Source organism: Bacteroides sp. UBA939 (genome assembly GCF_002293435.1).
GTDB lineage: Bacteria > Bacteroidota > Bacteroidia > Bacteroidales > Bacteroidaceae > Bacteroides.
This window is the reverse complement of sequence record NZ_DBDF01000190.1, coordinates 17,131-31,066: the sequence shown is the minus strand read 5'-3', so window position 1 is coordinate 31,066 and position 13,936 is coordinate 17,131. Positions and strand designations below refer to the sequence as shown.

10 protein-coding genes are annotated in these 13,936 nt (G+C 44.0%); 1 reads left to right on the top strand and 9 read right to left on the bottom strand.

Annotated elements, in window-relative coordinates; translation table 11 throughout:
* Positions 1–48: 48 nt before the first annotated feature.
* The 3 genes from B2Z67_RS12105 to B2Z67_RS12095 form a co-directional block, all read right to left on the bottom strand.
* On the bottom strand, positions 49–312 hold the full coding sequence (locus B2Z67_RS12105) for a DUF3098 domain-containing protein (protein ID WP_291530091.1): 264 nt from the start codon (positions 310–312) through the stop codon (positions 49–51).
* A gap of 51 nt (positions 313–363) precedes the next feature.
* Positions 364–3,522 (bottom strand): DUF2723 domain-containing protein, encoded by a 3,159-nt coding sequence (locus B2Z67_RS12100; RefSeq protein ID WP_291530090.1) that lies wholly within the window; start codon positions 3,520–3,522, stop codon positions 364–366.
* A gap of 145 nt (positions 3,523–3,667) precedes the next feature.
* The gene (locus tag B2Z67_RS12095) at positions 3,668–4,774 is read right to left on the bottom strand and encodes a tetratricopeptide repeat protein (RefSeq protein WP_291530089.1); all 1,107 of its coding nucleotides are present in this window, start codon (positions 4,772–4,774) and stop codon (positions 3,668–3,670) included.
* Between the two features lie 401 nt (positions 4,775–5,175).
* Here B2Z67_RS12095 and B2Z67_RS12090 point away from each other — a divergent pair, with 401 nt between their 5' ends.
* Complete coding sequence (locus B2Z67_RS12090; protein ID WP_291530088.1) at positions 5,176–6,246, top strand: M20 family metallo-hydrolase; 1,071 nt, start codon at positions 5,176–5,178, stop codon at positions 6,244–6,246.
* A 219-nt stretch (positions 6,247–6,465) separates the two neighbouring features.
* Here B2Z67_RS12090 and B2Z67_RS12085 read toward each other — a convergent pair whose 3' ends face one another.
* From B2Z67_RS12085 to murC, 6 genes are all read right to left on the bottom strand, one after another.
* The gene (locus B2Z67_RS12085) at positions 6,466–7,776 is read right to left on the bottom strand and encodes an acyloxyacyl hydrolase (protein WP_291530087.1); all 1,311 of its coding nucleotides are present in this window, start codon (positions 7,774–7,776) and stop codon (positions 6,466–6,468) included.
* A gap of 405 nt (positions 7,777–8,181) precedes the next feature.
* Positions 8,182–8,631 (bottom strand): GatB/YqeY domain-containing protein, encoded by a 450-nt coding sequence (locus B2Z67_RS12080; protein ID WP_291530086.1) that lies wholly within the window; start codon positions 8,629–8,631, stop codon positions 8,182–8,184.
* Positions 8,632–8,791: 160 nt separating this feature from the next.
* Complete coding sequence (gene ftsZ, locus B2Z67_RS12075; RefSeq protein WP_291530085.1) at positions 8,792–10,111, bottom strand: cell division protein FtsZ; 1,320 nt, start codon at positions 10,109–10,111, stop codon at positions 8,792–8,794.
* A 17-nt stretch (positions 10,112–10,128) separates the two neighbouring features.
* Positions 10,129–11,550 carry a cell division protein FtsA gene (gene ftsA, locus B2Z67_RS12070; protein WP_291530084.1) on the bottom strand — a complete coding sequence of 474 codons (1,422 nt, stop codon included), beginning with the start codon at positions 11,548–11,550 and terminating at the stop codon, positions 10,129–10,131.
* A gap of 29 nt (positions 11,551–11,579) precedes the next feature.
* Positions 11,580–12,320 carry a cell division protein FtsQ/DivIB gene (locus tag B2Z67_RS12065; RefSeq protein WP_291530083.1) on the bottom strand — a complete coding sequence of 247 codons (741 nt, stop codon included), beginning with the start codon at positions 12,318–12,320 and terminating at the stop codon, positions 11,580–11,582.
* A 44-nt stretch (positions 12,321–12,364) separates the two neighbouring features.
* Positions 12,365–13,750, bottom strand: a complete 1,386-nt coding sequence (murC, locus tag B2Z67_RS12060; RefSeq protein WP_291530082.1) for a UDP-N-acetylmuramate--L-alanine ligase — start codon at positions 13,748–13,750, stop codon at positions 12,365–12,367.
* Positions 13,751–13,936: the final 186 nt, after the last annotated feature.

Sequence of the window (13,936 nt, the reverse complement as noted above, 5' to 3'; positions counted from 1 at the left end):
ATAGTAACAATAATTATTACGAAGTACTTACACTATGAATAATGTAGGCTAAGTTCTTTTAAAGATATTCTTTTTTGAAATCTTAAGGATGCCTAACACGTTCAACAGATATCCCAATACACACAATAGTGGCGCTACACATATACGTAACCGGCTGAATATGTCAGGGTTATAGGCGGTAAGGGTACTCGCATCACCGCTCATTAATAGATAACCTGCAATAATCAACAGGGCGGCAATAATAAGAATAATATAATTTGTTCTGCCTAAGCCTGTTTCCGGTTCTTTCTCTTTTACTATTTTCGACTTCATATTCTTTGAGTTTAAAAACTGTTTTGATTTTCCTTTGCTTGCTGAAGTATCTTAGTTTCCGTAATTCTTCATTAGTTGAGTAAACATTAGATATTTCTCTTCAAATCGCCGGTTGCTTTGCTTATACGTTTCTTCATCCGTATTTTTCAGTAATTCATTGTACTTGTCCCATTGCCAGAATTTATATAAATACGTTTGCTGAACCATTCCTATCTTACTGTCCCCCAATGAAAAAGCCCAATTGATATAATCTTCCGATTCGGCTATCAGATGATTCAGTAAAGTAACAGCTTTCATTGTTTCGCCAACGGCAGCATAAGCTGTGGCTATGTCGAACGAACCACTTTCGTAAACATGAGGGATGTTATAAGCAGGAATAGCTTGCTCGGCATATTCAAGTACTTCACCGGCACGGACAGTACAACCTTGTTTCAACAAGGCTTTGGCAAGTTGTGCAAAAAGCTTTCGATGAGAATAGCAAATACGCAGAGTCGTTTCGTCTATATAAAGACCGGGAGTATCTAATCCTCCATACTTATATTTGTTCATTACATTCTCATACAGTTTCTTTGTATCTATTGCACAGGCGTCTGCTTCGTCAACATCTCCCCATGCCTTATAGTCGAAAGGAGTAAACCGGTACGCCAAGCCTTCCTGAACAAAGTTATTATCGAATTTCAGTTTACTGGTATCGCTACCTACGGTAATAGCCATATACAAAGGGCGTTCCCAATTGCAATTAGCAAGTATTTCGAGCATGAGCAGGTCTACTTTAGTCAATGTGCGTATGTCTTTCAAAGGAATAGAGAGCTTGTCGGGGATTGCGTTTTTCAGTTCTTCCCCCTGCAAATGACGAATGGATTTGGGTAGCATGATGCCCGAACGAATGACTGCATCTTTATCGATACGGACATTTATCGTGTCGGTAGGAATCACATGAAATTCCTCTCTTTCCGAAAACACCCAATACTTCAGGATATTCTTCACTTCAAACGGGTCGTCTCCAAAACTATCGCGCGCATCCTCGGGATGCTTTCTGTACAACTCTTCTATTTGCTTTTTCACTTCCGGGCGAACAGGCACATATTCGTTTGTGCCTTCCTGATATTGATCCCTGCTCCAGCCTATCGGCAAGCCGGGAGCATCATACAAGGGGCACTGTTGCTGATAGATATACCAATCGATTTGCGCATAACTAAGGTTACAGACACGCGCGTCCCTACGCACCCCTTCCGTGTCTTGATTATACCACAAAGGAAAAGTATCGTTATCTCCGTTGCAGAATATAATAGGATTCCCCGTATCTGGAAGCGTCATCAGATAGTTGGCTCCGAAGTCACGGCAAGTATATCGGTTACTCCGGTCGTGGTCATCCCACGTCTGGCTCACCATTTGCACAGGAATCAGCAGGCAAAGCAGCATCAATAGGCAAATCTGTACGACTGAACCTCTTTTCTTGCGAAGCAAATCACACAATCCGGCAGCACCCATTCCTATCCAAATAGAAAAGGCATAGAATGAGCCTGCATACGCATAATCTCTTTCACGGGTTTGTCCGGGAGGCTGATTCAGATAAAGTACAATGGCCAGTCCCGTCATGAAGAAAAGGAGTAGCAATATGCCGAACTGCTGCTTGCCTTTCTTCCCTCGTGTCCATTGCCAATAGATGCCCAGCAAGCCCAACAGCAATGGCAGGCCATAAAACACATTGTGTCCTTTATTCTGCCGTAAAGATTCGGGCAAGAGTTCCTGATTGCCCAATCGCAGATTATCAAACCAGGGAATGCCCGTAATCCAATTCCCGTGTTCAGGCTCACCACTTCCTTGAATGTCATTCTGACGTCCTGCAAAATTCCATAAGAAGTAGCGCCAATACATATAATTGAGCTGGTAAGTAATGAAGTACGTCAGATTTTCTTTCTGTGTAGGAACGCCGTCTGTTCCTCCCGACCATCTTTTATAGGAAGAAGCCAGACGCTCATTCCACATTCGGGGAAACAACATATTTTGAGTATAACATACATCTTCCCTGTAGTAGATAATCTTATACTTTCCCTCTTCTTTATCCGGCCGGTACACGGCGCTTCCTTTTTCTGTTTTTACCTTGTAATAATCTCCTTCGGGCACATACTCCGGTTCGGAAGCATACGTTTTACCATAGAGTAAAGGGGTGCTTCCATACTGCTCGCGATTCAGGTAACTTTTGAGCGTAAAGATATTATCCGGCGCATTTTCGTTGAGCGGAGTATTGGCATTGGCACGAATCAGTATGACCGCATAAGTGGTGTATCCGATGGTGAGCATAAGCAAACACCATAAAGCTGTATGTACGATGCGCTTTCTAAACCGGTAAATTGCTCCGAGCAATAAGCAAAACACCAGAACCAGAAAAATGATGAGTCCTGTATGGAAAGGGAATCCTAACACATTGACAAAGAATAGCTCAAACCATCCTCCCACATCGGCCATACCGGGAATGTAGACAAAGATAATCAATAGAATAAGAAGACCGGAAAGTGCAATTGCCCCAATTGCTCCTCCGAATGAAATAGTCCGGTATTTCTGATAACAGAACACCAGGACAATGGCCGGAATGCAAAGCAGATTGAGTAAATGTACTCCGATGGAAAGACCTATAATGTAGGATATCAGAATAATCCAACGGTCGCCCGACACAGAGTCCGATTCATCTTGCCAACGAAGAATCATCCAGAACACCAAAGCCGTAAGAAAAGAAGAGAAAGCATACACTTCACCCTCCGTTGCGCTGAACCAGAAGGTATCACTGAACGTGTAAACCAATGCTCCTACAGCCCCCGAACCCAGGATGATAATGGCGTCAGCCTTCGATAGTTTGTGTTCCTCTGGTAGTTTGTGTTCCTCGCCCGACAGCAAGAATTTCACTAACCGTGTAATACTCCAGAAAAGGAACAGAATACAACCTGCACTCAACAGCGCATTTAAAAAGTTAATCATGGCCGCTACCTGAGAAGCATCGGCTGCAAAATGGGTAAACAGGTTTCCAACAAGCATATAAAAAGGCGCTCCCGGCGGATGGCCTATTTGTAACTTCTCGGCACTCGAAATAAATTCGGGACAATCCCAATAACTTGCGGTAGGTTCGATGGTTATTCCATAGACAAAAGCTGCTATGAGAAAGATTCCCCAACCGCTAAAATCGTTCCATCGTTTAAATAATAAATGGCTCATTGTTCTGTAACTTTTTAGTTTGCAAAGTTATAGAACATACATATACAATATGCTTTTATTGCCGGACGAATACGGACGTCAATTGTTTATAAAACATTGATATCCAGGTAGATTAAGATACAGTTGCGGACAAAGACGGACTAACTTATACCACCGGCGCCATTCCCAATGATCTGACAATGTCTTCCAACGAGTCTTTAGAGTTTAGTAACATCAACTTCTCTGTTTTTATTCTGGAGATTCTGCGCGTCAGTGTTTCGGTGGTCAGTTTCATTAAATCGGCGAAACAGGCAGGTTGCACTCCTTCCCGCAGAAAGGCGCAGACTTTTATGTCTTCTTCCGTAAGTTTAGGACTTATCTTCTTTAATTTGGAAACGAGACCATATATACTCTCTTGAAGCCGTAACAGGTCTGTCCAATCTTTCTCCGAAAAAGAAGGCATTTTAGAAGACAAAACCGTTCGTTCCTTAAACTGACGGACTTTAGAAATAACGGGAGAACTTTCGTAGATGTGTTGTTGAAGAGATTGATATCTCTCTTCGAGATGGTTACATTGCAGCATCAGTTTTTCCGATTCGGCTTCTTTCTTTTGCATATCTTCCCTGATGACATCCAGTCTGGTATGCGCCTGCCGGCTCTTCTTCCAAAAGAGTCCGAGTAACAGTGACATTACACCGAACATTCCTAAGGCTGAAGACAAAATCATAGTAGAATTGTTCTTGCTGTCATTCAGCATCAACTGGCCGGCATACGCTTTTCTTTCCATTTCCAGCGCTTCATCAAAGTTGCCGTATTTCTGATAATAGAGGCTGCACCGCTTACAGATTTTTGCCAAGTGTTCATATTCTTCTGTCAATGCAGCAAGTTTTATAGCTTCCTTAAAGTGAATTTCAGCATCACTCTTCCGGTTTAAATCGCTTTCTACACAAGCCAGATAGTAATATGCTTTTGATTTCTGATATTCATCGCCGTGCTTCTCGTAATAAGATACCGCCTGTTTTATCTGCTTATCAGATGTATGGGCTATATTCTTATCTTCGTTAACGCGGGTACACAACAAATTGTACTCTGCAAGTTGGGCTTCATCCATTTGGTTTACCCGGATACTCTCTAAAATAATGGATGCTGTGTCAGGATCCTGCTCCATGAGTTGAGTAGCTTTATCTAATCCCTGTTTCACATTCGTTCCTTCCGGATGGCAGGCAACCAGGGAAAGAACAGCCATATACAATAAAATTCGAAGATTATTCATACTCTGTTTTATCTTTTCTATAAACGATTTGGATATGCAAATATAAAAAATAATCGGTATTTATTAAGAAAGCGGACTGTATTTTTGAAGCGATGCACTAACCTGCATTATTCATGCTGTAGTTAAAGAAGTTATCACTTCGTTAGTAAGTTTCCAACCGGAAGCTGTTAAAGAACAAATTCAGCGGTATGCAGCAGCAGGAGGAGAAACTGGAAGTGCTAATAATTTGGCGCACTTCTCCAACTCCTTTAAGGAACAATTCGGAATGTCTCCCAAGGAATATGTGCAGAAGTATAATGAGGAGAATGAGGAAGAAAGATGCTTATAATTCGAGTTTTTTATATACGTTTGTAACTCCAAAGAACAGGATACAGAAAATAATTCGAGAAAATTATAAGAATATGACTTACGACATTCCCACAATGGCTTCCGAAGCAACCGACATGCTTAAGTCCCTGATTGCTATCCCTTCCCTTAGCCGGGACGAGGAAAAGGCTGCCGATTATCTGCAAAGTTATATAGAACAGCAAGGTATGGCAACCGGACGGAAAGGCAATAACGTCTGGTGTCTTAGCCCGATGTTCGACTTGAACAAGCCTACCTTGCTCCTGAATTCACACATTGATACTGTGAAACCCGTGAACGGTTGGCGGAAAGACCCTTTTACGCCCATATTGGAAAGTAACGGAAAGCTGTATGGACTGGGCAGTAATGATGCCGGTGCAAGCGTTGTCAGTTTGTTGCAAGTCTTTCTCCGGTTATGCCGCACGACACAAATGTATAACCTGATTTACCTTGCTTCCTGTGAAGAAGAAATCTCCGGGAAAAACGGCATTGAATACGCATTACCCGAATTGCCACCCATCTGTTTTGCCATCGTGGGCGAACCTACAGAGATGCATCCTGCCATTGCCGAAAAAGGATTGATGGTGCTGGATGTAACGGCATACGGGAAAGCGGGACATGCTGCTCGCAACGAGGGCGACAATGCTATATATAAGGTATTAGAGGATATCGCCTGGTTTCGTGACCATCGTTTTGAGAAAGTATCTCCACTGTTAGGGGCTGTAAAAATGAGTGTAACCCAGATAAATGCCGGTACTCAGCACAATGTAATCCCCGACTGCTGCACTTTTGTCGTGGATATCCGTAGCAATGAGTGCTACAGCAATCAAGACCTTTTCGCCGAAATACAAAAACATATTTCCTGCGAAGCCAAAGCGCGCTCTTTCCGCCTGAGTTCTTCACATGTGGAAGAGGAACACCCGATAGTGCAGCGTGCCGTTAGCTTAGGGCGCGTACCGTTCGGCTCTCCCACTTTATCCGACCAGGCTCTGATGCCTTTCCCTTCTCTGAAAATGGGGCCGGGTAAAAGTAGCCGTTCCCATACTGCGGACGAATTTATCTTTATTAAAGAAATAGAAGAGGCAATAGAATTGTATCTTAAGATATTAGACGGAGCAATGTTTTAAGTTCCTGGGTTGCATTATTCATATTGTAGGAGTTAGTAGTTAGTAGTAAGTAGCAAGTAGTTAGTAGTAAGTAGCAAGTAGTTGGTAGCAAGTAGTTAGTAGTAAGCAATAAGTAGTAAGTAGTTGATAGTCTTGGTTATATGTTCCGGAGTATTGGGTCTTCTAACTACTAAGTTAACTGTTGGCTGATAACTTCTTTAACTCCTAACTCCTACACTATTATCGGCGATGGGAAGTAGGATACTTATTATTAAAGCGTAGTCCGAGACCTAACATCAGGAAATTCGGGTTTTTGAAATCCTTCAGATTATATCCGATATGGAGATATGAACTCCGGGTAAGTTCCACTTTCAGAGTCAGTACCTGATAGATGCCTTTGTGGTCATTGCCACTATGCAGAATGTTGGCGCCTATTCCTACGCCCACGGTAAAATATGGCATAACATACTCAGCCCGTCCGGAAATTCCCAGTGCTATTTGCTTGTCGAAAGGGGGTTGGTAACATTCATCACCGTTACCGGGGATGGTGTAAACGTTGGCGCTGGCATCGTACACACCATCCAGCGATACACCCGTACGGAATTTATATCCGATGTTGTACATGGGGGCAAAGTTAAAGCCAAGCACCGTATACGAATGCGGCGAAGCAATCTGCCCCTCTGATACAAATACGCCTTTCCGTCGCCATGAACCGAACATGGTTAAGTCATAACTGACATGGCGTTGGAATTCCGGTACGGGAGTTTGATACACCGGTTTGGTCAATGCCTCTTCCGGCCTGTTGAAGTTGTAAATCACACCTACTTTAAGGCCTATCGTGTTCAAACCCGTATTCGGGAATTTGGTATTGCCATTGGAGAAGTGTGTCGCTGAAACTCCGGCAATCAAATCAACCTGGCGCATCACCATCCAGTTCAGTTGTACGCCTGCGTTGAGATACGCGTTAGCCTTTGAACCGATGACAGTGTTGTTCGGGTTTTCGTACTGGTCATAAGGTTTCCAACCGAATGATAGACCGAAGTTCCATTCGTAATTGAGTGACAACCGTGAAGTAATCCGTGCGATGCGCGCTCCCTGGTAAAGGTAAATGGCAGTTGGATTGCCCAGTTCTTCCTTGCTGCCAAAGTCGTAGTAACCCACGCCTATACCTTGGTAAGCGCCGCCGTAAATCCGGTCGGCCCTTGTATTGGGCTTAAATTGGAATGCATATTTCAGATGGGCGGAGTATCCCCATTGGAAAGGTTCGTATATGCGGTTGTCTCCGGCAAGAAAAGAATTTGTAGGGAAAATGTATCCCGGACGGTATTCTACACCAAGTTTATGGATAAAGCGTTGCGTGAAAGAGGTCTTCTTCGGGTTACTATCCGGAGCAGTATTACTTCTCTCCGGTACACTGTCGTTGGTTTCCGATACACTGTTGCTGAACTCTCTGTTCTCTGCACAAGCACGGTTTCCCGCATAAGCATCGAACAAGAAAAACATTAGTCCTGCAAGAATTACTGATTGCCACCTCTTTGTATTGCTATCCATATTCAGCGTCGGAGTTGTACTTTTATTATTATGAGGAATATTCCCTGTTATTATGAAATGTTCTTCTGAAAATGTGCGGCAAATATAAGGATAGTATTTTGAAATAAGAATTGCAACGTTGTGAAAAATGCGAAAGAAACCGAAAAGCGATAATGCGTATTATTCATAGAGCAGTAGTTAACCCGCATTATTCATGCTGTAGTTAAAGGAGTTATCACTTCGTTAGTCGTTAAGGAGTTAAAGCCGATACTCCGTGAATCATATAACCTTAGTATCAGCTTTAACTTCTAAGCCAACTTGTTGGCTGATAACTCCTTTAACTCCTCTAACTCCTGATTCGCAATAATACCTAATCTGTGTTAACTGCCTAATCTGCGGGTGAAAAATATCTTTCGTGGCAAATCCTTATCCAAGCAATTCTTTTACTTTGGCAGAGATGGCACGACCTTCGGCAAGTCCGGCGAGCTTCTTGGAAGCGACTCCCATTACCTTACCCATATCCTTACCACCGCTTGCGCCGACTTCGGCAATGATTTCTTTCAAAGCTGCTTCCAGTTCTTCGGCAGTCATCTGTTTGGGGAGGTAAGCTTCCATAACTTTCACTTGGGCTAACTCGTCATTTGCCAAATCCTGACGGCTTTGCTGCACATAAATATCGGCTGCGTCTTTACCTTGCTTGACTAACTTCTGTATGATTTTCAATGCAGCATCGTCGGTCAGAGTATCATTGGCTCCCGGAGCGGTTTTAGCTTCCAGAAATACTTTCTTTATGTTTCTCAATGTTTCGAGAGCCACTTTATCCCGGGCTTTCATTGCGGTTTTAATGTCTTCGCTGACTCTTTCAAATAAATCCATACGCTTGTTTTATTATTGTTTAAGTACTTGAATATAAATGGTGATTAATGGTGAGTGATTAGTGATTAATGTTTAGTGATTAGTGATTGGTGGTTAATCACTTATCACTAAACATTAATCACTAAACGTTAAACGTTAAACGCTAATCCCTTACTGCTAATCAAAAGGTAATAACCCCTCCCACATTTTCGCTTTCCGGCGCTTCTTGCGCAGCCATCTGCTCCTTGGCGGCAGCCTTCGCCTTAATAGCATTCAGCATACTTTTATCACGCAAGTAAGTCGGAGAATTCTCCACCATACTTATAATATCGGTATTATTCATATCTTCAGGATTAAAGATATAGATATGGCGACGCTTGCGAATGTTCTTGCTACCAATGCCGTTGGCGCTTTCGCCGTAAACCTTACGGATACGTTCTTTATTCTTTTCTTTCTCTTCTTCCAGTTGAAGCTGGCGTTCCTCTTCTTCCTGATTGCGCTTTTCGAGGATACTGTCCATGCCGGGCACATCTTCCACACCGAAGCCGGTGGCAAGTACGGTTATCTTCACTTTGCTGTCTAAGGTACTGTCTACAGCTACTCCCCAAATCACCTCTACGCCTTCGCGGAACTTACTCATGAAATCGTGAATCTCGTTCATCTCCTCCATCATCAGTTCCGAATTCTCGCAGAACGATACATTCAGCATTACTTTCTTCGCATTGAAAATATCATTGTTGTTCAGTAGCGGTGAATGCAAGGCATCGTCAATGGCCTTTGTCACACGACTTTCACCTTCGCCGAAGCCGGTACTCATAATAGCTACGCCACCGTCTTTGAGAATGGTCTTCACATCGGCAAAGTCAAGGTTGACCGTTCCGCGCATGGTGATGATTTCAGCAATACTTTTTGCAGCGATTGACAATGTATCGTCCGCCTTGCCGAAAGCATTTATGAAAGTAAGGTCGGAATATATTTCGCGCAGACGCTCGTTATTGATAACCAGCAACGCATCTACATGTTGGGCAATACGTTCCACTCCATCCAATGCCTGGATAATCTTCTTTTCACCTTCGAAAATGAAAGGAATGGTAACAATACCAACAGTCAGGATGTCCATTTCCTTGGCAATGCGGGCAATGACAGGAGCAGCGCCCGTACCGGTTCCTCCACCCATTCCGGCAGTGATGAATACCATCTTCGTACCATCGCTCAACAGAGATTTTATCTCTTTGCTACTTTCTTCAGCGGCTTCGCGGGCGCGTTCGGGACGATTCCCTGCACCCAGCCCTTCAGTGATAGAGCGTCCCAATTGCAGTTTCACAGGGACGGGAGACTGTTTCAACGCCTGGTTATCGGTGTTACACAGTACGAACGTCACATCATGTATACCTTCCCGGTACATGTGGTTTACGGCATTACCTCCACCTCCGCCTACGCCGATTACCTTGATAATCTTTGGCGAGTCTGTCGGGAAATCGAATTCTACTATATCGTCCATGATTAATAGGATTTTAATTATTTCAAGTCATCATCCGAAAATATCTCATTAGAAAGTTTGTTGAAGGTCTTTTCAAACCAGTTGGGGCCTTCTTTCTTCTTTTTCTTCTCTTCTTTTTCTTTTCTTTCTCTCTCCTTGCGCTCTTTCTCTTCTTTTTCACGTTGAGCCTTGGCAGCGCGGGCGGCGGCAGCTTGTTCTTTCAGAGCTTCATCATCGTCAAACATATCGGTAGGTTTCGTCGAAGCCGGAGCAGCAGTCGCAGTGGTGGCAGTTGCGGCAGGCTTTGCTTCCTGCAGGCAGCAGTTTTCATTTCCTGCGGCGAGTAATCCTAACAACGTGTTTTGCATGCCGTCTTTCTTCAATATATCGCCGAAACCATGAATCGTATTGTGGACAAACCTGGTAGTCTTCACTTTGTCCATCTTGCTGCGTTTACGGAAAACCTCTTCCAGATTCTTCAAATTGGCTCCTCCTCCTGTGAAGACGACACCGGACAACAGTTTGTCTTCGTATCCCGACAATTGCAGTTGGCTCCATACGTTGGTAAGAATCTCCTCGGCGCGGGCTTCAATAATGTTGTTCAGTACGTTGAGTTCAATGTTGCGACCATCTTCAAGCGTACAAACAGCCGGTGTATCCGTCCCTTCTTCCTCATAAAGCATATCGCCATATTTCAGTTTCAGTTGTTCGGCTTCGCTTTCTTCCATTTGCAGGGAAGCAATGTCGCGGGTTATGTTATTACCACCCAACGGCAATACGCTGAGGAAGCGGAGAATATTATTTTTATATACCGATACGGTAGTAGTATCCGCCCCGAAGTCAACCAAAGCACATCCCGAACGCATCTCGCCTTCTGTCAGTACGGCATTCGCAAGGGCTACCGGAGCAATAAGCAGGTCGGCGGTTTCCACTTTGGCTTGCTCAAAGCTATGTTCCAGATTCTTTTTAAGGGAAGTGCGAGCCACAATATTCAGGAACTGTCCGGTGATACGTTTTCCGGCTACGCCTACCGGGTCTGCCTGCAGGCTGTTGTCTATTTTATATTCCTGCGGGGCTACATCCAATATATTCATATCCACTAAAGGAGTTTCGAGATTCTCGTCGCTGATAGCGTCTACCAATTCTTGCGAGATGATCCCTTCTTGTTCCAGTACGCGGCTCACCACATTCTTCACGGTACGCAATGATTGTCCGCCAATGCCTACATATACTTTGGCAATGGAGCTGTGCAACTGGCCTTCCAGCTTGTTGATGATAGAAGTCACTGCCTGCGCGGTCTTGTCAATGTTATAAATGACACCTTTGTGGATAAAGGAAGTGGCATCCTCATGTGCATAGGCCAGCACTTGTATGCTTCCGTCACTGTTCTTCTTTCCTGCAAGGCCGGAAATCTTGGAAGAACCCAACTCAATAGCGACGATAAATTCTGTTGTTGCCATAGATGTATTCTTTATATTAACTATTCTTTTTAGATTTCACGTTTAGTGCAAATAATCTGGTTACTGAATTCAACGTTGATACGGGAGTATTTGTTCCACCCTACCTTATTTAATCCTTTCTCATAGAATATTTTCACTCTCTCAAGTTTACGCTCGAAGTCGTTTAATTTGCCGAGATAGATAATGTGGTCTCCTACGCGCGGCACTAATTCTACATTGTTGCCCGATAACACATGTATCTGTTCAATTTGCATGTCCCAAAACTTATTCTTCTGCAAAAATACAGCAAACTTATATAAATCAGTCATAGCGAATGACTTTTCTACCTTTCCGGTCACTACGGCAAGGTGAGCCACACACTTTGCGTCGGGCGGCATTACGGCACCTTTATTGTCCAAGTAGTAATTATCACCGTTTGCGCTCATTACTCTGAGAATGGGAATCCTCTGGCTGACTTTCACGCAAAGCTTTCCACTGGGCGTTTTGTAACATTCCACCTGATCGATGAGGGGATGTTTGGCAAGTTCCTGTTCCAATGTTTTGCTGCGAATACGGTTCATTGGTTTACCAACCGGATAAATGCCTTTTTTCTTCAGTATGTCCGCAACTTCCTTTTGAGTGATAAAGCCGGCATAGACCTCATCTTTAATAACCAATTCCATGTCACTACATACCTGACCGGCAGGCTTCCGGTTGAAAACCGTGATAGCTGCCACTATATAGGCAATGATGAGCAGCAGGACGATGAACAATAGAATTCTCTTTAACATTGGGTTATTTATGATTTACAGTTTACGTTATCGGCGACATTATTTCAATCCGATGTTCTTTCTTCAAGAAGTTTTGTGATTTCGGGCACATAGTTATCTATGTCTCCCGCACCTAAGGTAATCAGTACTTCAATGTGTTTCCGGGCGAGGAGGTTCAATATCTCTTCCTTTTCACATATACATTTCTCGATGCCCGGACGCAGGTTGTCATATATCAGCTTGCTGGTGACTCCCGGAATGGGCTGTTCGCGTGCCGGATAGATTTCCGTGAGAATAACTTCATCAAGTAACGACAAGCTATCTGCGAACTCTTTGTAAAAGTCACGAGTACGCGTATAAAGGTGCGGCTGAAAGATAGCCGTAATCTTTGTGTCCTGATATAAATCACGGATAGACTTCACGCTTTGCGCAATCTCTGCAGGATGGTGGGCATAGTCGCTCAGGAACACTACCTGATCTGTTTTGATCTTGAAATCAAAACGGCGGTCTACACCACGGAAACTCGCCATGCCACGCTTGATTTCTTCATCTGTTGCCCCGTTAAGATGGGCAAGCGCCATAGCCGCTACCCCATTCTCAATATTTATGCTGACAGGTACTCCTAACCGGATATCGTTGATGCGTGTGTCCGGAGCGATGAAATCAATAAAGATTTCACCATTTCCGATGCGGATATTCTCTGCATGGAAGTCTCCTTCGGTGCGGGCGTAGGTATATACCTTCACACCGGGTTTTACATCCGGTTGCAGCGTAATATCCTTGTGGATAATTAATGCGCCGCCGGGTTGTATCAGTGTAGTATAATGGCGAAAACTCTCCAGATATGCTTCTACCGTCCCGTAGATGTCAAGGTGATCGGGATCTGTGGCGGTGATTACACTCATATAAGGGGACAGCCAATGAAATGAACGGTCAAATTCATCCGCTTCGATTACTGTATAAGGGCTGGATTGTGACAATAAGAGATTAGTACCATAATTCTTCGATATTCCCCCGAGAAATGCGGTACAACCCACCTGTGACTGATGAAGCAAATGTGCCGCCATTGTGCTGGTGGTTGTCTTTCCGTGTGTTCCCGCTACGCACAGACCTTTACTGCTGTATGTGATTGTGCCTAAAACCTGCGCACGTTTTTGTATCTCGAAGCCATTGTTGCGGAAGTACATAAGTTCGGCATGGTTTTGTGGAACCGCCGGCGTGTATATTACTAAAGTCGTCTCTTTATCCTTGCAAGTCTCAGGTATAAAGTCTACATTCTCTTCGTAATGTATTTGTGCGCCTTCAGCAATCAGTGTTTCAGTCAATAGGGAAGGGGTGCGGTCGTAACCGGCCACTACCTTTCCTTTGAAGAGGAAATAGCGGACAAGTGCACTCATGCCGATACCGCCGGCACCGACGAAATATACAGATTTGATGTTTTCTATATTCATATTTTTCTATTTTAATAGTAACTCACTTGGCTTCGCTGACAGATTCTCTGATTTCTTTCACTAAGGTANNCCTCCTCCTGGGAGGAGGAGAACCCTGAAAGGGGGAGGTGGTAGGTCAAATAATATGGCACCAACCTCCTCCGGTTTCCCCGTTATCGGGGGGGAGAGCAACCTCCCGGGAGGAGG